Below are 22,502 nucleotides of genomic sequence, written 5' to 3'. Positions count from 1 at the left end.
AAGAATAAGATTAAATAAGAGCATAACTGCCTAAAGTCTGACTTTTAGCAGATAACTCTTTGTCGTATAAGGAATGGGAATTAGCTGATTGAATTCCAAATTTTTTGATATTGAATATCATTATAAATTCAGAACAATCATCCCCACTCATTTGAATTTCATAGTAGATAGTCGTTTTTCTCAGGTTAATATCAATGCTAATTTTAGATATTGATGTCGCCTTATTTTTTTGACGGTACAAATTAGGTTGATCCCCAAAAACGATACCAAAGATAGTTTTTCCTTTTCTAAAAATTTTACTGAAATGTGATATTAATTTGTTCTCTGATGCTGTTTTTTTACAATTATTCTGCAACATATTTTTTGTAAAGTCTGAAAAACCTAGAAAAAAGGAAGTTGCGAATATTGTCAATTGCGTGCTTATGTATTGTTTTATATGTCTGAAAAGCACATTTACTATACGATTACAGCAAAAGTGTAACGTAAAAAGAGCGTTTGAAGCTACATGGTGCGCCTCTTTAATAAGAAATCTATACAGAGAGGAGAGTATGTCTGTAGCTTTTTCAGGAATGTTGGGATAGCTGTAGTCCGGTTGTAAAAGCCAATCCGGAATGCGGATCCGGCGATCTGCTTCTGACTGAAAATTCCAAAGTCGAAGTGTTCTGTTTTTAGTGGATATATTCTTTTTCAGAATAGGTTTATGGCATATCGCATCAGGGTTTCTACATCCTGATTGGGCAAAAGTATAATGACCAAAAGCTACCTGCTTGGTATTCTGATCAAAAACAGGGAAAATATTCATTTTTTAACACTACATAAGATCAATAATCCGGTTAATAGAGTTCATTTACAACTGATATAAAATTACACTATATTTTTTGTGTTTTATTCTAATGTGGATTTTTTTTATTTCCATTATGTAGCTGTAAATCAACTAGTAATGTTGTTTTTTAATTCTTGGAAATTAATGGGGAAACAGATCGGAAGAGATTTAAATAAATTATGTTATCTTTAAGGAATCTGAAATTAAAAAGAGTTATGAATCCCGAAATTTCCTTAGTATTATTTATTATCGGAGGCATTGTTGCCTTTTTTCTGCTGTTGTATCTTTTGCCTGTTAATTTGTGGTTCACAGCGCAACTTTCCAATGTGAAGATTAGTTTGTTGAATCTTGTATTGATGCGCCTTCGTAAAGTGCCACCTTCTCTGGTGACAAATGCAATGATCACTTCTACAAAAGCAGGTTTAAAGATTACTTCCAATGATATAGAAACACATTTTCTTGCCGGGGGAAATGTCAATAGAGTAATCAAAGCACTTATTTCTGCTGATAAAGCTAATATTCCGTTAGATTTTAAACTCGCTACTGCTATTGACCTTGCAGGACGTGATGTATTTGATGCTGTACAGTTGTCGGTGAATCCACAGGTTATCAATACTCCACCTGTAGCAGCTGTTGCCAAAGACGGTATTCAATTGATTGCTAAAGCACGCGTTACCGTTCGTGCAAATATTAATCAACTGGTAGGAGGGGCTGGCGAAGAAACGATCCTTGCCCGTGTAGGTGAGGGAATCGTGACGACTATCGGTTCGTCTGCGAATCATAAAGAAGTACTTGAAAATCCGGACCGTATTTCCAAGACTGTATTGTCTAAAGGATTGGATTCCGGGACTGCATTTGAAATTCTTTCTATCGATATTGCAGATATTGATATTGGTGACAACGTGGGTGCCAAGCTGCAGACAGATCAGGCAGAAGCCGATCTGAAAGTTGCCAATGCCAGAGCTGAAGAAAGGAGAGCCATGGCTGTCGCCAATGAGCAGGAAATGAAAGCGAAGGCACAGGAAGCAAAAGCAAAGGTAATTGAAGCAGAATCTCAGGTTCCGCTCGCTATGGCCGAGGCTTTCAGAAATGGAAATCTGGGAATAATGGATTATTACAAGATGCAAAATATACAAGCCGATTCGGATATGCGATCTTCCATAGCCCGTCCGGGTTCCGGAGATAAAGGCAGTCAGAAATAATCTGATCATATTGTAATAGAAATATTATAAAAATAATCAACCGATTGCTTAACCCGCAATCGGTTTTTTTGTGCTTTTGTACTTTTTATCAGGAGATGAGTTGAAGATGTTTCCTTTATATTTAGCTCAAATCTGAATATATGAATATGAAAAAACTAATGCTGTTTCTCTTCTTAGGACCTCTTTTCGTATTTGCGCAGCAAATCGTTGAAAAAGGTGCAACTAAATTTTTCCTGCCGATAGCAGGTAATACCTGGCAATACCCGTCTTTACCGGATAGTAAAGGGCTGGTAACGGATGAGGGTATCCAATCATGGAATGATCCTGCAATACATTTTAAGACTTTTGTCCGTTTTGCTAAAAAAGGAGATTTTGATCTGAATATAATCATTGATGCTGTAAACAAAGGTGGAGAGTATGAGATCAGTATCGGACAGCAGAAAAAGAAGATTACTGTAAAGAATACAGGGGCCATCAGTCTGGGGCACTGGACGGTGAAAGACTCCGGATACTATGCAGTGGTATTAAAAGCGTTAGGTCCGAAAGCAAACTTTGCTGCTATCAAAGGGTATGAGGTATCAGGCACTGCATCTTTTATAGCTTCAGCCAATTTTGTACCCAATAATGAAGGTAATTTCTTTTATTGGGGACGTAGAGGACCTTCTGTACACCTCGGTTACAATCAGCCTGATGGTAATATAGAATACTATTATAACGAAGTTACCGTGGGTAAGGGTAATGATGTGGAAGGATCCTATTACATGGCTAATGGTTTTTCAGGAGGATACTTCGGTATGCAGGTAAACAGTAAGACTGAACGCAGAATTCTGTTTTCCGTATGGAGTCCTTTTACAACGGACGATCCGAAATCTATTCCTGATGATCACAAAATTATACTGAAAGCTAAAGGTGAAGGTGTATATACAGGTGAATTCGGAAATGAAGGTTCCGGAGGTCAGAGTTTTCTGCGTTATAACTGGATTACAGGTAATACCTACAAATTTTTGTTAAGAGGCCGTCCTGTAGCAAATGACTATACCGAATATACGGCCTGGTTCTATGCTCCTGAAAAGGGTAAATGGCAATTGATCGCTCAGTTTGAAAGACCTAAAACAAACACTTATCTTAAAGGATTTCACTCTTTTCTGGAAAATTTCAATCCCAATCAAGGAATCTATGAGCGTGTCGTTAAATTCGATAATCAATGGGTGCGCGATCAAAAGGGGAACTGGGTAGAATGTACAAAAGCTAAATTTACAGCAGATCAGACAGCCCGCAAGGGATATCGCCTGGATTATGCCGGCGGAGTAGCGAATGGTGCTTTTTATTTGAGAAATTGTGGTTTTTTTAAAAACAAAACTGTTGTTGATTCGAAATTTGAACGCCCTTCCAAAGGTAAAGCTCCGCAGATTGATATAGATAAATTACCTGTCAAATAACATAGCTTAGATTCCCATATACCGGAAATTATCTGCTTGGATACATATAAATGGACAATAGTAAAAGAGTCCGGAAATTATTCCGGACTCTTGTGGTTGAAAATTCAGGTCCTATAGTTTAGTGCAAAAATCTTATGGAATAAGATTGTATTCATATCTACCTATGCAAGTGAGTAGTTGTAAGAACCAAAACTATTTTCAACCGGTAAAGACTCATGTCAGCAAGTGCTTGTGCTGATATTCATCTCCTCGTTTTAACCAACATTTATTTACAAGATATTATACAAAGAAAGACATAAGAAACTCTGTATACAATTCGATATCATCTTAAAGCTGACGTGATCGTTCATTTAACTATCTCTGTACCTGCGCATGCCAGTTATAAATCGTTGTAGTATGTGTGCATAAAGATAAAGGTTATGTCCACAAGGACATTGACTTTATGATCGCCGATTATTTATAAAATATGCCCGGTTTCCTACATCGACAGAGATCGCTTGTCTAAAAATCTGTCCTTGATGTAGGAAATTAAAGGGCAAAAACACAACACACTAATTTTAATTTTTTTATCTGGATTTTATCTGTAACTAATAAGGTAAAATGATAGTAGATTTTGTATGATCCAATACGAAACCGTTTTATTAATTCAAACTTACAGACTAAAAAGAGTGAGGAATATTCGTGAAGATCTTTTTAATAAAATAATAATGCTTATTTGATTGGCTGTTTAATGTTAAGAGGTTATAAACTTATAAGTCTATAAAGGGAGCGTTTGCATATATTTTGCATCAGTTGGCGTACCCGCCAACAGTTTACTAGTTAAGTTTACAGGACAATTAGTAACAGATACTACGTTAATAAAACAATACACCTGGAGAATTCGTTTCACCCTCTCTCCCGGTTTACCGGGATCTCTCCTTGAAAAGGAGAGAGAAAAGGACTGTCTCCTTAATATAACAAGCCCGACAATGGTATACTTTTTTATACGGATTTTTCCGGTTATCGGTTGTTCATATTGTTTTATATACTTACAGGGGTGGCGCATCGCTTTTTGACATAATGCAGCGACTTATTTCGTAATTCCATACATAATCACTTTTAGGATAGGTTATTTGTGAGTATACACCATTAGTACCTGCACCGCCTGAACCATTACTTAAACCGGAGTACCATTTATTATTACCCTGATAACTAGATGTAGAGGATGACAAATATGCAGTAATATAACTTGCATTATTTATTGCTAAGCCACCTTTAATTCCAAGTTGATAATCTATATTCTGTCTTTCGGAGGGAGAAGTTGGAGGTACGAGCTGAATAAGTTCATTGTATGTTGGCAATCGGTATCCTGCGCCTAGTGCAGCACAGCTCTCCGGGTATGGAGTACCTGGCTTCTGTGTCTGAGAAGCGTCCGAATTTACATATACTCCATACTCTACATTAGCTCGTTTATACCAGGGAATTTTCTCTCCCGACAGATTACTTCCACTGACCAGAAACGGCAGCCCTATATCTATCGGTGGAGGACTTTGAATAATCGTGATGATCTTTTTGATCCGTCCGGCGTTGACAGCAAGTTTTGCAACACGTACTCGCAATGGACTGGTATAAGTTGGGATTTTTAATGTAAAAGTTGCCTTTTCCGCATCATTCTGACGGGTTACAGTTATCCAATTCGGAATATCGGTTAGTGTCATAGCAGACAAATCGTTGGTGCGTACCTCTAATAATAAGGTCTGTGCCGAACGCTTTATTGTAACACTGTCCATACTTAATTTTAAAAACTGTGGGGCACCTATGTTTGAGTCAGATACCGAAACCTCATTCCAGGCAGTTACGGTGGCTGACATACTCACAGGTTTACTGGCCCAGGCCAGTGCTTGGCTGGAGAAACCTGCGGCATGTACTTTTGTAATGTCAATGGCGTATCGGTGGTTGCGCAGTACAGGCAGCAGCTTTTGCTGATCATCGGTGAGTTCCACACGATAATAGGTAATGTCACTACTACCGGCATACTTGCCCGCTATAACCAGTCCTGTCGCATTACTATCACCTGTATTGCCCGGTGCCGTACTTTCGAAAAGAAAGATTTCACCGGCCAGACCCGTCGTTCCCGATGTGTATTCCTGGGCGGTCAGCCTGTTTGTGCCTGCAGGTATGCTGGGAGCCTTGACCTTATATTCAGCGGCATCGTAGTTACCCGCAACAGGTGCTATTCGACCTTTGCCGGACATATTATATACGTACACTTGTGTCATTACAAAGTTATCGGCCGTCACCTTTATATCTATGGCTGCAAGACTTCTGAGCATGCTCACACTAAATTTTTGAGTGTTGTTGTTGATGCCATCGATCATCATACTCTCCCCCCACATAGGCAGTGGAGTAAAATTACCGGAACTGCCTGCATTCCATTTGGTCATAATCCCATATTCCATACGGCTCATTAATGTTTCCTTTTCGGTATTGACCGGCAATCCGCTTAGGGCGGTCTGCAGTTGTGTTGCCGCATTGGCAATGAGGACAAAACGAAACTTGTCTGTACTTTTTAGCAGATCGACATGGAAGTCTACTGCTGCTGCATTGTCACCGGGACGTAATAATACTGCCTGTTTGTGATAGGCATAGTATTCCTTTCCGTCATCGGCTATACGGAAGGCCAGTACATCCAGACTATGGATGCTATTCTGATCGGCCTCGCTGATGGCATAGGTGCCTGCTTTATTATCTGACTGAGGCATAAGTAAGCGCAGGGTTACCTGCTGTTCACCGGAGTTGCTCTCTTGTTCAGGACTGTCGATCTTTTTACAGCCTGACAATGTAATAAGGATAAAGATGTAGATTAATATATCAAATCTGCTGATCATCACCATTAATAGTTATGGACTACGCTATATAGATATTTCAGAGCATATGATCTGCCCTTCTGTATCCGGAAGTAGTCAAGTTAAGAAGTAAAATTTATTATGTTTTTAAAACCAAATGTGTATTATGTTTATACACTTTATTTTTCCCGCTACAAATATCTGTAACGAATAAGGGGACTTACTATTCCGATTGATTTATATATAGCCAATAAAGTGTATTCTGAAAAAACAATATGCAGACGGTAATTCTTTATGCGATCAATTCTGTCAGAGTCTGGCTACGATTAATTAAATGATTGGAAAAAGCAGCTATAACGTATGTAATTGCACAGCAATTACATACGTTATACAGGGCTATTGTTCGCTCAAATTTTAACTGTGTCTGCAGGCTTATCTAATTTGTATTGACCATATTTTTTGTTCGAAGGTATTTATTTATAAGCAAAACAGATCTTTATGTTTCTTCTTTTATTTGTGTGTAGAGTCATTTTAACAGGTCATGATAGTGAAGTCACTTTAGAGATTCGGGCTGTATAGCGGAGTATAAGACAGCATTGATTAAACTTATGTTTACGTAATGGTCTGTCCGGAAAATACATATTTTATCCGAAAAAATGAAGGTAGTATGATCGGTTAAGAGTATTCCAAAAGTAGTAACAGCATACCGGATAAAGCCCGTTGCATTAGCTGGCGTTGCTTCCAACTTTTAATCATTAACCTCTCTCCCGGTTTACCGGGATCTCTCCTTAGGAAGGAGAGAGAAAAGGTCTGTCTCCTTAATATAACAAGCCCGACAATGGTATACTTTTTTATACGGATTTTTCCGGTTATTCAATGTATATTATTTAGATAGTACACATCGACCTCTGGAATTTCCATACCACTGATTATTCCATCCTCCGGATTTACTATAAAAATTTTCCTCTGCTGCACCGCCTGCTTTAATCGCTCTGTATTGATCTGCATAAAAGGGTCTGGCAGAGGAAGACATATATATCCACAGATCAATAGCGTTATCCAATAGGGCTGTTCCGCCGGCATCACTAATAGTCTTATATATTTCTTTACGTGCATTAGCATCAGTTGGCATTAACTGCCTAAGTTCAGTGAACGTAGGTAACCTGGCACCTTGTCCCCAAATAGCCACACAACTCTCAGGATAAGGGTCTCCTGATTTCTGTGTTAAAGATGCGTCCAATGGTGAAGAAATGCTTTTTTCTACATTTGCCACCTTATACCAAAATCCGGCATCGGGCACATCTCCAGCAAATACATAAAAGCCGAAACCGGACCCCAGATCAATAGGCCTGGCCCCCTGTTTTACTTCTAGCTTTCCAATGATACTACCCACCCGCACACCAATAGTTGACGACCGTACTGCCGTCGCACTGTTATTTTCGTCGACATGAAACGAGTAGGTAATTTTATCACCATCCCTGTCTTCGTCCAGTTTAACCAGCCACGTTGGCAAATCCAGGTTTACCGCAGGCGTAGGCGCATTGGTCCATATGGTGAAAGTTGTTTGGCCCTGCAAACCGCTCAGTTCTACTTTTGGGATAGCTACCTTTAGGTACTGTACAGCTGGTATATTTGCGTCAGCTACTGAGGTTTCATTCCAGGCGGTTACGGTGGCTGTCATATTTACAGGTTTACTGGCCCAGGCCAGTGCTTGGCTGGAGAAACCTGCGGCATGTACTTTTGTAATGTCAATGGCGTATCGGTGGTTGCGCAGTACAGGCAGCAGCTTTTGCTGATCATCGGTGAGTTCCACACGATAATAGGTAATGTCACTACTACCGGCATACTTGCCTGCTATAACCAGTCCTGTCGCATTACTGTCACCTGTATTGCCCGGTGCCGTACTTTCAAAAAGAAAGATTTCGCCTGCCAACGTATTTGTAGCCGATGTATAAGGCTGGGCTACAAGCTTGTTTGTGCCTGCAGGTATGCTGGGAGCCTTGACCTTATATTCAGCGGCATCGTAGTTACCCCCAACAGGTGCTATTAGACCTTTGCCGGACATATTGTATACATACACCTGTGTCATCACAAAATCATTGGCCGTCACCTTCACATCTATGGCGGCCAGACTTCTGAGCATGTTCACACTAAATTTCTGAGTATTGTTGTTGATACCATCGATCATCATACTCTCTCCCCACATAGGCAGCGGAGTAAAATTACCGGAACTGCCGGCATTCCATTTGGTCGTGACCCCATACTCCATACGGGTCATCAACGTTTCCTTTTCGGCATTGGCGGCCAGACCGTTAAGGGCGGTCTGCAGTTGTGTTGCTGCATTGGCAATGAGCACAAAACGAAATTTGTCTGTACTCTTGAGCAGATCCACATGGAAGTCTATCGTTGTTGCATTGTCACCGGGACGTAATAATACCGCCTTCTTGTGATAAGCATAGTATTCCTTTCCGTCATCGGCCACACGGAAAGCCAGTACATCTAAGCCGTGGATACTGTTCTGATCGATCTCGCTGATGGCATAGGTACCCAGATTGCTGCTATTTTGCGGCATTAGCAAACGCAGGGTGACCTGCTGTTCGTCAGGCTTAGTTTCTTTATTTGGAATATCAATCTTTTTACAGCCTGATAAAGTCGTAAGAATAAAGAGACAGATTAATAAATCAAATCTGGACATCATAATTCGTTAATAATTATATGCTACTTTGTAAAAATATTTTAGAACTATTGATCTGCTCTTCCATATTCGGAAAGTAGTCTTAAGTTAAAAAGTCGGTTTTGTGCTGTTTTGTTAATGTAAAATGCATATAGTTAATACACTTTATTTTTCTCGATACAATATTGCTAAGGAATAGAGTGATTTACTATTCCGTCTGATTTGTATACAGACAATAAAGTGTATTTTAACAAAAAGGTAAGCAATCCGGACATTTTTTGTCAGATGAAGTTCTTTCAGGGCAGGTTTACGATTGTAAAATTGCTAAAAAAAGCTGTTTACAATATATAGGTGTGCTGTAACTGCAGATGCGACAATATGATAGTGTGATTGTAGGTTATTCAAGATTTTACCTGTATCTGCAGGTTTATATAATTTGTATTGACTATGGTTATTGTTCGAAAGTATTTGTTTGTAAGCAAAACCGATCTTTATGCTTTTTCATTTTATACAGGAGAAGATACCCTTCAGGTGATCATGATAATGAAGTACTTTAGCAAATCCGGATGTTTAGCTGTATATAAAATATGATTAAACTCTGTCTTCCCTGATGGACCGTCCGGGAAATATCATCCTTTACCCGAAAAAATGAAGGTAGTATGATTGGATAAGAGTATTCCAAAAGTTGTGACAACATACCAGATAAAGCCCGTTGCATTAGCTGGCGTCGCTTCCAACTTTTAATCATTAACCTCTCTCCCTGTTTACCTTCTCTCTCCTTAGGAAGGAGAGAGAGAAGGTGTTTAGTAAAGTGGCAGGGTTTGTTTTCTAAGGAAAACTTCAGCAGTAGTTGTGTCAGTTGGCGTCTCCGCGAAATTGTTTTCTGCTTAACCTCTCTCCCTGTTTACCGGGATCTCTCCTTGAAAAGGAGAGAAAAGAGGTATTGTAGAAGAATTCAGGTTTACTTCCAGGAAGAGAGGAAAATAAAAACACCTTACCGAATTAAGTAAGGTGTTTTTATAAATCCGCCTTATCAGGGTATATCCGGCAGCGGATTTGTACCATATCCCTGATATACCTTTATTCTGGCCCTGATCTTGCCGGCCGTAATGGTGAGGATTCCGTGTCTGGGATTGTCACCAATACCAGGAAGAAGGCCAACGATAATATTAGCCCCCTCATTACCCCCATTAATATGGGGATTCATACTAAGCCAGGAAGGCTGATCACTTTCCCACGTCCAGCCACCCGGAAAATCTGTTTTTATTTTATAAAATTGGCCTGTGCCTTGACTAGTCATGAAATTAACCAGATCTGTCTGCATTGCCAGATAGTAGTGTTCATCAAAATATATGACAGGCATATCACCCAGATTTATGGTTACAACCGAACCTTGTATATTAGAAGGCTTCCCGGATAAGGCTGCTGCTTTAGTTAGATATCCTTCTCCGCTTACCTCCTTGATGTTGAACACGTATTTGTGATTACGCAACACGGCGAGCGGTACGGGTGTTGCTGCTGCTGACAGAAACTCAAGTTTGTAATACGTTTCTGTGCTGCTACCGTCATAATGCCCGCCAATAATGAGCGAAAGAGCTCCCGACACGCCTGCGGATGCTGCAGCCTTTTCAAAAAGGTAGATTTCTTGCTCAGACTTCAGCGGATTGGAAATATTATAGACCAGTGGAGTGCTGTTGGTTTGCAAAGTAGTAGGAATAGACGGAGATGTAACTTTTTTCTCGCCAACATTATATCTACTGGCTTCAGGAGCTATCCTTCCGTTAGCATTGCTGTTATATACACTGATGCTGGTCATTCTAAATACTGGTGCTAAAGTAGGTTCAACTTTTACATCTACTCTGGCCTGACTTCTGAGCATATTCAGTGCGATCGTACCTGTGCTGCCGGTGATGCTCAGATCTGGCAGTGATTCTCCCCACATAGGCAGGGGGCTGTAGTCTGCAGAGGAAGTGGTGTTCCATACCCCTGGCTTATCGATCAGCAGCTTATCTAGTATACTTGCTTTGGCAGTTCCGACAGTATAATCAATTGAATTTGAATTGACTGCTGCCCTTGCATTTGCAATGGCCACAAGTCGGTACTTTTTGGTATTGTCAGTTTGTACGGTTGCCTGAAACCGGATGCTGTTGGCTGTCAATGGTCTGATATTTCTTCCGGCTACCCGGTATGCATACTTTTCATTACCGCCACTCATTTCAAACACGAGTACGTCTATGGTGCTGACCTTGTTTTCTTCGTTATCAGTGATGGCATAAGTACTGATATTCTGTGACAGACCGGGCATTGAGACTGCAAAAGTAACTTCTGTGGTATTACCTGCTTCCGGCAGGGTATCATCGATGATGGTTTTTTCCTTGATACAGGAAATCAGTGTAACGGTGTAGATACACATGATCAGCAGTATCGGTAGTCGTATTCTTTTCAACTTTATTTGTGTTATAGTGTTTATTGCCTGTTTTTTTCTTCAGGCTTATGCTGACACAGCTATTCAGCCTTTTTGATCTGCTATTGCTGTGGTTTATTTCTGTTTTATACCGAACCTTCCGATTCGACCAGTATCCATCCGTTGATGATGACTGTGATCCCTACCTGAGTTGGGAATTTTCTGATGATCTTTATATCTACAGCAGGCTCACAGTTGAGGTTGAGCTGCGGTAGTTTTTCCAGCAGTTCTTTTACACTTGCACTGAATATATCCGCACCTGTTTCCATATCTCTTATGGTAATGGTCGGATTTCGGTCTTCGAGTCTCCACAGGAGTGCCGTCTGTGCGGTGTATGTTGCGGTTTCTTTTTGTTCCTGCAGCTGTGTGACTGTATAGTGATCTCCTGCGTCCCGGAGTTCAGCCGTCTGGAACTGGCATAGTGCGGCATTGTGACTGATCCTGATCTGGTAATTTTTTTGTGCATCGTATTTTTCAAGCGATACATTGAGTGGTTTGGTTATATTTCTCAGGTCAATGCGTTGAGCCGGGGCATATGCTGCAGTTTCGGCGTTTATATTTTTTAATACTCCCTGAAAGAGTACCTGATCGGGCATTGCTCTTAATCCGCTGCTGCGTGTGAATGTAGGCATGTCCAGTTCATCGATATGTGTTTCTCCTTTTATGAGCAGCCTGTCTTCAAACTGTCCCTGTGCTGTTCCTGCCCATGCAATGAGGGTGTAGTTTCCCTGCGGGAGGGTTATCTTCATAGTGCTTTCGGGAGCGAAATCTATATCCTTTTGGGATATTTTTTCTGCAAAATATCCTTTTTCGTCAAATGCATATACGGTCATCGCTGTTGTACCTGTATATACGATTTTGTCGGGACAACTTCCGGCTCTGTCAGTAAAGCTGAGCGTCACATCAAATGTGTATCGTGTGAGATCATCCTTTATACATCCGTTTATGGCCACCAGCATGGCGATCATCAGGAGCTGTATGTATATGCGTTTGAGATATCGTTTTATCATTTCCGTCTGTATCATGCTGTCAGGTTGCATATTCTTGTTCATTTGTTTTACGGAATAGTATTTTTTTTAATAACAAAGGGGAGGGAGTTTTTTCCTCCCCTTTGTGGTATTCCGGAGGGTTTCCCCTTATATTTCATGTTCACTGGTGATCAGCGTCCATGGTGTGATGGTGATGGTTGCCTGAATATTAGCGTCCAGGTTACCCGGATTAACCGGTTGTGTAGGATCTACAGGGTTTGGAGGTGTTACGCCACCCCCCGGATTACCCGGAGTTCCCGGAGTTCCCGGTATCTGTCCTTCGATTGGTGTACCGAGTCCTTTGATTTTTGTAATCTGCGCCTTGAAGAATGTATTACGAAGTATGCCCAGTTTGGTTGCTCCGGCCACCTTATCTTCATTGAGATACAGACGGAAGTAGCAGTAGCCCTGGTTATAGGTGAGGACAACAGCTCTTTGTTTAGTTCCGTCGTTGTATTTCTTGTCAGCGGCTTCGGCATCTGCTTTTGTTTTATCTGCGAAGTACAACTGATGCAGCGAATTATTTGTGCCTTTCTGTCCGAATACGACATGGAAGGTACCGTCAGCATTTGGTGTTGCTCCGTCTTCCAGTTTTGTCGGGGTGAATTTAGCTCTTACCTGTATATAGGTGACTTGTGTCGGAGCAGGGTTTTCGGCTGTATTCTCCGGTATGTATACGGTCTTGAGCGCATTATTGGCTGTATTACTTGCGTCTACAGCCTTATAGTCTGTGCTGAGTACGGCTGTGAAGTTAGCTTGATATTCAGCTGTTAAAGCACCACTGGTACCCGAAACAAATGGATTAATATAAGCCCAGTTTGCATCTTTGAAGTCGTATAGCTGTCCCACAACGATCTTCCTGTTACGTTGTGCCAGGGTATACTGCATATCGGATACTGTTCCGCCCTGTATATCAGTGAGGGACAGGTTGCTGCCTTGCAATACACCAGCTTTTGACAGCAGACGTGCTACCGGGATGGTGACCTTGTTGTCCGGATCATCACCTTCTTTGATATCCAGAGAGGTTACGGACTGACTGAACATCATGACACCGTCATTAGGCGTTGCCAGTTGTTCCATATTAACGGGCTGAGGATTCTCCATAGCGGAGTAACCGGCCTTTAGCAGATCGACCAGCGACTGAGGAAGGTTGATACCTATATATATTCTTTTTCTACCGGTCTTTGTTTTGATTTTTTTTGGGGTAGAGAGGTTGGCATCTGTTCCGCTAAATCTTTCGTATCCGGCCGGGGTGAGGCTTCCTTCTTCACTGTACAGGAATACATCCACAGTATTGACTTTTTTTTCGTTATCGGTACCGTTATCACTTCCTACCGTAGATGCATAGGTGCCGATATTGGCAGCTGAGGTAATGCTCAGGCTCAGGCTGGCATCTTTGCCCTCCTCCGGGTTGACGGTAGGGATTTCCCCACCCTGTTTTTTACATGCTGCAAGGGTCAGCCCTGCAAGTGCAATAAGTGCATACTTTTTCATACTCATTCTTTTTGTTGTTAATTTATTATTCATGTGTTTTTTTTTGGCTTTTTTTATATGGTTTATTTTGAAATTACGCAGCGGGCCTTATTATTGCCATAACCCTGAAGAGGAAATTTTCGGTCTGTATCATATGCTGCACCTAAATTGGATCTGATCATTAAAAATACAGTGTTACTTGAAGTAGGGTCAAGCACAGTAGCAGAGGAAGAGGACAGATACGGGTCTGTAAGCGATCCTGCCCCTGACGTTTGAAAATATATGAGGCCAGTACCTTTTTGAGCTGAAATAGCCTGATTTACTGCCAGACGTGCGTTGTGGTCGGTTGGCATCAGTTGTCTGAGTTCTTGTATAGTAGGCAGTCTGGCACCTGGCCCGAGGTTCGCTACGCAACTTTCAGGATAGGGCTCACCCTCTTTCTGTGTTAAGGAAGCGTCTAATGCTGAAACATTTCCGTCCTGTACATTTGCAACCCGAAACCAAAATGCTGCATACAGCAAATCGTTAGCAAATACATAAAAGCCGTAATCTGGCCCCAGATCGATAGGTCTGGCCCCTTGTTTTACATCTACCGTGCCGGTAAGTCTGCCAACCTTTACATTGATATTTCCTGACCGAACTGTTGTTGTACTGTTGTTTTGAGCAACAAAAAACTTGTAAGTAATTTTGTTACCGACCCTATTACTTCCCAGATTCACTAACCACAATGGCAGGGTCAGATTTACAGCAGATGTAGGTGCATTGGTCCATATGGTAAAAGTCGTTTCCCCCTGCAATCCGCTTATTCCGACTTTTGCTACATCCACCTTCAGGTATTGTAGAGGCATATTGCTGTCCGCCCCTGGGATTTCATTCCAGGCTGTTACGGTGGCTGTCATATTTACAGGTTTACTGGCCCAGGCCGCTGCAGCTGAATTATAACCTGCGGCATGTACTTTAGTAATGTCAATGACGTATCGGTGGTTGCGCAGTACAGGCAACAACTTTTGCTGATCATCCGTCAGTTCCACACGATAATAGGTCACAACAGTACTGCCGGCATACTTGCCTGCTATGACCAGACCTGTGGCATTACTATCACCAGTATTGCCTGGTGCAGCACTTTCGAAAAGAAAGATTTCACCGGCCAGACCCTTCGTTCCCGATACGTATTCCTGAGCGGTCAGCCTGTTGGTACCTGCAGGTATGCTGGGAGCCTTTACCTCATACTCATTAGCATCATAGTTACCCGGAAGAGGTGCTATGCGACCTTTACCGGACATATTGTATACGTACACCTGTGTCATCACAAAATCATTAGCAGTCACCTGCACATCTATGGCAGCCAGACTTCTGAGCATGTTGACGCTGAATTTCTGTGTGTTGTTGTTGATGCCGTCTATTGTTTCGCTCTCCCCCCACATGGGCAGAGGGGTAAAATTACCTGAACTGCCGGCATTCCATTTGGTCGTGATCCCATACGTTATACGACTCATCACTGTTTCCTTCTCTGTGTTGGCGGGCAGACCGTTAAGGGCGGTCTGCAGTTGGGTTGCCGCATTGGCAATGAGCACAAAACGAAACTTGTCTTTACTCTTGAGCAGGTCCACATGGAAGTCTAGTGTTGTAGCCCCCTGATTAGGGCGTAGCAATACGGCTTTCTTGTGATAGGCATAATATTCCTTTCCGTCATCGGCTATACGAAAAGCCAGTACATCCAGGTGGTGGATACTGTTCTGACCGACTTCGCTGATCGCATAAGTACTGACTGTACTATTCTGTTGCGGCATGAGCAGACGCAGTGTAACTTCCTGCTCATTTGGCTTAGTCTCTTCTCCAATACTATCAATCTTTTTACAGCCTGCGAGTGAAATAAGTAACAGCAGGTAGATGGTTAAAAAAAATCTTTGTTTCATCTGATCATTGTAGTGTGCAACTAAGCAGTAATTCTATAGTAGCATAGCAACTTATCCGTTTTTTGTGTTAATCTGTAAAGTATATTTGTACATGTTGAACTATTTATATTCCCTGATGTACATATTCCCTTACTGTTACGATACAAATGTCTGTAATGAATAAGTGGAGAGTTATTCCGGCTAATCTTAAAATTGACAGTATCGTCCAATCTTTACTAAATGTGCTGTTATCGGATATTGATTTACTTTGTTTTTAACTGATTTGCAGGTTGCTTTTGCTTGTTGAAGCAGAATGGAAAACTTATGCAGACAAGTAAACAGCATATATGCTGTCACTACAAGTGAAGGATTTGGACGCTAATAAAACAGCTCACATATTTAGTCGGGTAGCCTTTACATAAAAGGAGCAGACATCCGTTCTGTTTATTTAAAATGCTCAAACGAATTAGATTGTAAATAAAATAGTTCTTTTTTAAACGGCTTGTTTACAGGGTGTATTGTGTTTTTTTTACCGTTTTTATAAAATTTTCAGTGTCTTAAATCAGCACTGTAATAATATGCTGTAAATACGGCACTACATCGTACTTTAAGAGTACGACGCAGTGCTTTTTCTGTATTTCTCCTGTTAAAGAAGGTCTGTCTCCTGCCACATACGGGCTTACTGTTGATGCAGCTTAGACTATGTGATTCTTATATATAGAACATACGAATCTTAATATTGACAGTACTCAGTTTTATTCCTGTTTCACATCTATTTCTACTTTTATTTTACCCGCTGTGACAGTGACTGAGCCTTGTCTCATAAATCCTGTGGTATTAATGGGTGCTTTGATAACCAGCATATCGAGTATCTCAGAATAGCCCCCAAAGCCATTCGGAATTCTTACAGTTTCCTTTGTAGCCGTAAACCAAGTTCCATTTGGTGTATGTGTCCATCCAGGTGCATTTGTCTGTATATTTATATTTACAGATGCTGCAATATTGGAAGCAAATAGCGCATTTGTGTTGTTCATACTCAGGTAATACTGTTCATCAAAATAGGTAATCTTTTGGTTGGCACCGTCCAGTGTCAGTACAGATGTCTGCATATTAGAAGGTCTGGCTGCAAGAGCTGCTTCTTTAGTTGCATAGCCCTCTCCGCTTATTTCTACAATTTTGAGTATATAATGGTGATTTCTGAGCAGATCCAGTGGCGCAGGTGTGGCTGTTGCTGACAGAAGCTCAATTTTGTAATACGTTTCTGTGCTGCTGCCATCATAATGCCCTCCAATGATGAGCGAAAGTGCTTCCGATGCTCCTGCAGATGCTGCCTTTGCTTTTTCAAAGAGGTATATTTGCCGAATGGAATTTACGGTTTCAAACGGCTGGTTCACAGGATCCGGGATATAGACCAGTGGAGTGCTGTTGATTTGCAGAGAAGCAGGTATGGAGGGAGTGGTTACTTTCAGCCCCGACGGATCCAGATTAGCGGCCACCGGTGCTATCCTTGCATTGGAACTGCTGTTGTATATGCTGACACTTGTCATCCGGAATCTCATGATCAGCGTAGGCTCTACGATAACATCTACTCTGGCCTGACTTCTGAGCATATTCAGTGTGATCGTACCTGTGCTGCCGGTGATGCTCAGATCTGGCAGTGATTCTCCCCACATAGGCAGGGGGCTGTAGTCTGCAGAGGAAGTGGTGTTCCATACCCCTGGCTTATTGATCAGCAGCTTATCTAGTATACTTGCTTTGGCAGTTCCGACAGTATAATCAATTGAATTTGAATTGACTGCTGCCCTTGCATTTGCAATGGCCACAAGTCGGTACTTTTTGGTATTGTCAGTTTGTACGGTTGCCTGAAACCGGATGCTGTTGGCTGTCAATGGTCTGATATTTCTTCCGGCTACCCGGTATGCATACTTTTCATTACCGCCACTCATTTCAAACACGAGTATATCTATGGTGCTGACCTTGTTTTCTTCATTTTCAGTGATGGCATAAGTACTGATATTCTGTGACAGACCGGGCATGCTGACAGCAAAAGTAAGTTCTGTGGTATTACCTGCTTCCGGCAGGGTATCATCGATGATGGTTTTTTCCTTGATACAGGAAATCAGTGTAACGGTGTAGATACACATGATCAGCAGTATCGGTAGTCGTATTCTTTCCATCTTTATTTGTGTTATAGTGTTTATTGCCTGTTTTTTCTTCAGGCTTATGCTGACACAGCTGTTCAGCCTTTTTGATCTGCTATTGCTGTGGTTTATTTCTGTTTTATACCGAACCTTCCGATTCGACCAGTATCCATCCGTTGATGATGACTGTGATCCCTACCTGAGTTGGGAATTTTCTGATGATCTTTATATCTACAGCAGGCTCACAGTTGAGGTTGAGCTGCGGTAGTTTTTCCAGCAGTTCTTTTACACTTGCACTGAATATATCCGCACCTGTTTCCATATCTCTTATGGTAATGGTCGGATTTCGGTCTTCGAGTCTCCACAGGAGTGCCGTCTGTGCGGTGTATGTTGCGGTTTCTTTTTGTTCCTGCAGCTGTGTGACTGTATAGTGATCTCCTGCGTCCCGGAGTTCAGCCGTCTGGAACTGGCATAGTGCGGCATTGTGACTGATCCTGATCTGGTAATTTTTTTGTGCATCGTATTTTTCAAGCGATACATTGAGTGGTTTGGTTATATTTCTCAGGTCAATGCGTTGAGCCGGGGCATATGCTGCAGTTTCGGCGTTTATATTTTTTAATACTCCCTGAAAGAGTACCTGATCGGGCATTGCTCTTAATCCGCTGCTGCGTGTGAATGTAGGCATGTCCAGTTCATCGATATGTGTTTCTCCTTTTATGAGCAGCCTGTCTTCAAACTGTCCCTGTGCTGTTCCTGCCCATGCAATGAGGGTGTAGTTTCCCTGCGGGAGGGTTATCTTCATAGTGCTTTCGGGAGCGAAATCTATATCCTTTTGGGATATTTTTTCTGCAAAATATCCTTTTTCGTCAAATGCATATACGGTCATCGCTGTTGTACCTGTATATACGATTTTGTCGGGACAACTTCCGGCTCTGTCAGTAAAGCTGAGCGTCACATCAAATGTGTATCGTGTGAGATCATCCTTTATACATCCGTTTATGGCCACCAGCATGGCGATCATCAGGAGCTGTATGTATATGCGTTTGAGATATCGTTTTATCATTTCCGTCTGTATCATGCTGTCAGGTTGCATATTCTTGTTCATTTGTTTTACGGAATAGTATTTTTTTTAATAACAAAGGGGAGGGAGTTTTTTCCTCCCCTTTGTGGTATTCCGGAGGGTTTCCCCTTATATTTCATGTTCACTGGTGATCAGCGTCCATGGTGTGATGGTGATGGTTGCCTGAATATTAGCGTCCAGGTTACCCGGATTAACCGGTTGTGTAGGATCGACAGGTTTTGGCGGTTTTACGTTACCACCCGGATTGCCGGGAGTGCCCGGAGTTCCCGGTATCTGCCCTTCTAATGGTGTACCCAGTCCATTGATCTTGGTAATCTGCGCCTTGAAGAATGTATTGCGGAGTATGCCCAGTTTGGTTGCTCCGGCCACCTTATCTTCATTGAGATACAGACGGAAGTAGCAGTAGCCCTGATTATAGGTGAGAACGACACTACGTTGTACGGTTCCGTTGTTGTAGTCCGTTTTAGCGGCTTCGGCCTCTGCTTTTGTCTTATCTGCGAAGTACAACTGATGCAGCGCATCGTTTGTTCCTATTTGTCCGAACATGACATAGAACGTGCCGTCTGCATTTGGTGTAGCTCCGTCTTCCAGTTTTGTCGGGGTGAATTTAGCTCTTACCTGTATATAGGTGACCTGTGTCGGAGCAGGGTTTTCGGCTGTATTCTCCGGCATATATACGGTCTTGAGGTTTTTGTTCTCTGTATTACTTGCGTCTACAGCCTTATAGTCTGTGTTGAGTACGGCTGTGAAGTTAGCTTGATATTCAGCTGTTAAAGCACCATCGATACCCGAAACAAATGGATTAATATAAGCCCAGTTTGCATCTTTGAAGTCGTATAGCTGTCCCACAACGATCTTCTTGTTACATTGTGCCAGGGTATACTGCAGATTAGATACTGTTCCGCCCTGTATGTCAGTGAGGGACAGGTTGCTGCCTTGCAATACGCCAGCTTTTGCCAGCAGACGTGCTACCGGGATGGTGACCTTGTTGTCCGGATCATCACCTTCTTTGATATCCAGAGAAGTTACGGACTGACTGAACATCATGAGACCGTCATTAGGCGTTGCCAGTTGTGCCATATTAACGTCATAAGGATTCTCCATAGCGGAGTAACCGGCCTTTAGCATATTGACCAGCGACTGAGGGAGGTTGATACCTATATATATTCTTTTTCTACCGGTCTTTGTTTTGATTTTTTTTGGGGTAGAGAGGTTGGCATCTGTTCCGCTAAATCTTTCGTATCCGGCCGGGGTGAGGCTTCCTTCTTCACTGTACAGGAATACATCCACAGTATTGACTTTTTTTTCGTTATCGGTACCGTCATCACTTCCTACCGTAGATGCATAGGTGCCGATATTGGCAGCTGAGGTAATGCTCAGGCTCAGGCTGGCATCTTTGCCCTCCTCCGGGTTGACGGTAGGGATTTCCCCACCCTGTTTTTTACATGCTGCAAGGGTCAGCCCTGCAAGTGCAATAAGTGCATACTTTTTCATACTCATTCTTTTTGTTGTTAATTTATTATTCATGTGTTTTTTTTGTGGCTTTTTTTATATGGTTTAATTTGATGCTACACAGCGCATTAAATAGTTGATACCAAATGGACCGAGTTTAGACACTGCGGGATTAGCTATTATTTTTCCGTCGCCAGCCTGATTTGCCCCCGAAACATTACCATTCTGTACAGACATTGTGCTGAAATTCTGACCACCGGCTCCTGCTGAAGTTGAGCTGACAAAAGCGCTTGACCCCGACCCCGGGAATATAATATACATTCTTGATGCCCCTTTGTCCAATAGTTTCTGGTTGATAAAACTCCTTGCATTGTTATCATTAGGTGCTAATGATTGAAGTTCACCCAAAGTCGGCAGCCTGTAACGCGGGCCAAATGCTGCACAGCTCTGCGGATACGGGATACCTGTTTTTTGAGGAGCACTGGGACTGAAATCACCGTAAGTCACATTAGCCATGTGAAACCAGGAATCTACCATAAAAAGTCTGTTGACATTCTCCGCGCTAACTAAAAAAGAAAATCCGATATCAACAGGTTTGCCATGTTGTCTCATGACTATCTTTTTCTCTATCGGCTTTCCATTCGCCATAGTTGCATTTACGGTGAACTGAAGCCGTCTCCAGTTATTATTAGAATTTGGGTTTGCACTTACCTTAAAGGTATAGATCGTTTTATCATCCACGATCTGTGTATTGGTAATCTGAAGTTCGGAGGGAATGCCTTCCAGGGTATGACCACCAGGCAAATTGGTCCTGACAGAAAACGGAAATTCATATTCAAACCCGCCCAGATCTCTTTGATCATCACTTACCTCCAGATAGTATAACGGATGTACAGATGTTTCGGACGTGCTTATTTCGCTCCAGGCGGTTACGGAGGCCGTCATACCCATCGGTTTGCTGGCCCAGGCTTGTGTTTCACCGGTAAAGCCCGGGGAATGTACCTTTGTGATATTGACAACGTAGCGGTGATTGCGCAGCACCGGTGTCAGATTGCCCAGACTATCGGTCAGTTCCACACGGTAATAGGTCACAACAGTACTGCCTGCATACTTGCCTGCTATGACCAGTCCTGTGGCATTGGGATCGCCTATACTTGTCGCCGCAGCACTTTCGAAAAGAAAGATCTCTCCGGCCAGTGTATTAGTAGCTGATGTATAGCGCTGAGTCGCAAGCCTGTTTGTACCTGTAGGTATGCTGGGTGCCGTTACCATGCGTTCTCCACCATCATAGTATTGCGGACTGGGAGCCATGCGGCCTTTATTAGACTGGTTATATACCAGCACCTCTGTCATCACAAAATCATTGGCAGTCACCTGCACATCTATGGCAGCCAGACTTCTGAGCATGTTCACGCTGAATTTCTGTGTGTTGTTGTTGATGCCATCGACCGTTATACTCTCTCCCCACATGGGCAGAGGAGTGAAATTACCCAAACTGCCGGCATTCCATTTGGTCGTGATCCCATACTCAATACGGCTCATCACTGTTTCCTTCTCGGCATTGGCGGACAATCCGCTAAGGGCGGACTTCACTTTTGCTTCCGCATTAGCAATGAGTACAAAACGAAACTTGTCTGTACTCTTGAGCAGATCTACATGGAAGTCTACTGCTGTTCCACCCTGATCGGGACGTAACAATACAGCCTGCCTGTGATAGGCATAGTACTCCTTTCCGTTATCAGTCACACGGAAAGCCAGTACATCTAAACCCTGTATGCTGTTTTGATCGACTGCACTGATGGCATAGGTGCCGGCTTTATTATTTGACTGCGGCAGTACCAGGCGCAGGGTGACCTGCTGTTCGCCCGGCTTAGTCTCTTCCGTTGGAAGATCAATCTTTTTACAGCCTGATAATGTTGTAATAATAAAGAGACAGATTAATAAATCAAATCTGGAAATCATAACTGTTAATAATTATACTGCCATGCACAGATATTTCAGCTTA

Annotated in this window: 13 protein-coding genes; 2 read left to right on the top strand and 11 right to left on the bottom strand. The window is 42.3% G+C overall.

What is annotated here, in order from left to right; genetic code table 11:
- Positions 1-10 precede the first annotated feature (10 nt).
- Positions 11-358: a hypothetical protein gene (locus I6J03_RS05125; protein ID WP_157600484.1), complete on the bottom strand. Its 348-nt coding sequence runs from the start codon at positions 356-358 to the stop codon at positions 11-13.
- A 680-nt stretch (positions 359-1,038) separates the two neighbouring features.
- On the opposite strand from I6J03_RS05125, the gene floA reads away from it, so the two are divergent.
- Together floA and I6J03_RS05115 are read left to right on the top strand one after the other, a co-directional pair.
- Positions 1,039-2,025: a flotillin-like protein FloA gene (gene floA, locus I6J03_RS05120; RefSeq protein ID WP_039990084.1), complete on the top strand. Its 987-nt coding sequence runs from the start codon at positions 1,039-1,041 to the stop codon at positions 2,023-2,025.
- 146 nt (positions 2,026-2,171) lie between these two features.
- Positions 2,172-3,464, top strand: coding sequence for a DUF3472 domain-containing protein (locus I6J03_RS05115; RefSeq protein WP_201694201.1), 1,293 nt, complete (start codon positions 2,172-2,174; stop codon positions 3,462-3,464).
- Between the two features lie 1,028 nt (positions 3,465-4,492).
- On the opposite strand, the gene I6J03_RS05110 is transcribed toward I6J03_RS05115, so the two are convergent.
- The 10 genes from I6J03_RS05110 to I6J03_RS05065 form a co-directional block, all read right to left on the bottom strand.
- On the bottom strand, positions 4,493-6,331 hold the full coding sequence (locus I6J03_RS05110) for a BACON domain-containing protein (protein WP_039990189.1): 1,839 nt from the start codon (positions 6,329-6,331) through the stop codon (positions 4,493-4,495).
- Between the two features lie 841 nt (positions 6,332-7,172).
- Positions 7,173-8,987 (bottom strand): BACON domain-containing protein, encoded by a 1,815-nt coding sequence (locus I6J03_RS05105; RefSeq protein WP_003007884.1) that lies wholly within the window; start codon positions 8,985-8,987, stop codon positions 7,173-7,175.
- Positions 8,988-9,996: 1,009 nt separating this feature from the next.
- The gene (locus I6J03_RS05100) at positions 9,997-11,409 is read right to left on the bottom strand and encodes a FimB/Mfa2 family fimbrial subunit (RefSeq protein ID WP_201694199.1); all 1,413 of its coding nucleotides are present in this window, start codon (positions 11,407-11,409) and stop codon (positions 9,997-9,999) included.
- 104 nt (positions 11,410-11,513) lie between these two features.
- Entirely contained in the window at positions 11,514-12,479 is a 966-nt protein-coding gene (locus I6J03_RS05095) for a FimB/Mfa2 family fimbrial subunit (RefSeq protein WP_003007873.1), read from the bottom strand.
- 84 nt (positions 12,480-12,563) lie between these two features.
- Positions 12,564-13,982 carry an Mfa1 family fimbria major subunit gene (locus tag I6J03_RS05090; RefSeq protein WP_201694190.1) on the bottom strand — a complete coding sequence of 473 codons (1,419 nt, stop codon included), beginning with the start codon at positions 13,980-13,982 and terminating at the stop codon, positions 12,564-12,566.
- A 29-nt stretch (positions 13,983-14,011) separates the two neighbouring features.
- Positions 14,012-15,844, bottom strand: coding sequence for a BACON domain-containing protein (locus I6J03_RS05085; RefSeq protein WP_003013368.1), 1,833 nt, complete (start codon positions 15,842-15,844; stop codon positions 14,012-14,014).
- Positions 15,845-16,578: 734 nt separating this feature from the next.
- Positions 16,579-18,000 carry a FimB/Mfa2 family fimbrial subunit gene (locus tag I6J03_RS05080; protein ID WP_201694188.1) on the bottom strand — a complete coding sequence of 474 codons (1,422 nt, stop codon included), beginning with the start codon at positions 17,998-18,000 and terminating at the stop codon, positions 16,579-16,581.
- A 103-nt stretch (positions 18,001-18,103) separates the two neighbouring features.
- Entirely contained in the window at positions 18,104-19,069 is a 966-nt protein-coding gene (locus I6J03_RS05075) for a FimB/Mfa2 family fimbrial subunit (RefSeq protein WP_003007873.1), read from the bottom strand.
- Between the two features lie 84 nt (positions 19,070-19,153).
- Complete coding sequence (locus I6J03_RS05070) at positions 19,154-20,572, bottom strand: Mfa1 family fimbria major subunit (protein WP_201694186.1); 1,419 nt, start codon at positions 20,570-20,572, stop codon at positions 19,154-19,156.
- A 30-nt stretch (positions 20,573-20,602) separates the two neighbouring features.
- The gene (locus tag I6J03_RS05065) at positions 20,603-22,459 is read right to left on the bottom strand and encodes a hypothetical protein (protein ID WP_003012271.1); all 1,857 of its coding nucleotides are present in this window, start codon (positions 22,457-22,459) and stop codon (positions 20,603-20,605) included.
- Between the last annotated feature and the right edge of the window lie 43 nt (positions 22,460-22,502).

Origin of the sequence: Sphingobacterium spiritivorum, from assembly GCF_016724845.1 — a bacterium.
In the GTDB taxonomy this organism is placed as follows: Bacteria; Bacteroidota; Bacteroidia; order Sphingobacteriales; family Sphingobacteriaceae; genus Sphingobacterium; species Sphingobacterium spiritivorum_A.
This window is presented reverse-complemented; position numbering and strand designations above follow the sequence as displayed.

Bases quoted from the DNA above. Each gene is read 5' to 3' on its own strand.
- I6J03_RS05105 (WP_003007884.1), bottom strand. From the start codon at position 8,987: ATGATGTCCAGATTTGATTTATTAATCTGTCTCTTTATTCTTACGACT.
- I6J03_RS05085 (WP_003013368.1), bottom strand. From the start codon at position 15,844: ATGAAACAAAGATTTTTTTTAACCATCTACCTGCTGTTACTTATTTCA.
- I6J03_RS05090 (WP_201694190.1), bottom strand. From the start codon at position 13,982: ATGAATAATAAATTAACAACAAAAAGAATGAGTATGAAAAAGTATGCA.
- floA (WP_039990084.1), top strand. From the start codon at position 1,039: ATGAATCCCGAAATTTCCTTAGTATTATTTATTATCGGAGGCATTGTT.
- I6J03_RS05110 (WP_039990189.1), bottom strand. From the start codon at position 6,331: ATGATCAGCAGATTTGATATATTAATCTACATCTTTATCCTTATTACA.
- I6J03_RS05080 (WP_201694188.1), bottom strand. From the start codon at position 18,000: ATGGAAAGAATACGACTACCGATACTGCTGATCATGTGTATCTACACC.
- I6J03_RS05125 (WP_157600484.1), bottom strand. From the start codon at position 358: ATGTTGCAGAATAATTGTAAAAAAACAGCATCAGAGAACAAATTAATA.
- I6J03_RS05095 (WP_003007873.1), bottom strand. From the start codon at position 12,479: ATGAACAAGAATATGCAACCTGACAGCATGATACAGACGGAAATGATA.
- I6J03_RS05070 (WP_201694186.1), bottom strand. From the start codon at position 20,572: ATGAATAATAAATTAACAACAAAAAGAATGAGTATGAAAAAGTATGCA.
- I6J03_RS05115 (WP_201694201.1), top strand. From the start codon at position 2,172: ATGAAAAAACTAATGCTGTTTCTCTTCTTAGGACCTCTTTTCGTATTT.
- I6J03_RS05075 (WP_003007873.1), bottom strand. From the start codon at position 19,069: ATGAACAAGAATATGCAACCTGACAGCATGATACAGACGGAAATGATA.
- I6J03_RS05065 (WP_003012271.1), bottom strand. From the start codon at position 22,459: ATGATTTCCAGATTTGATTTATTAATCTGTCTCTTTATTATTACAACA.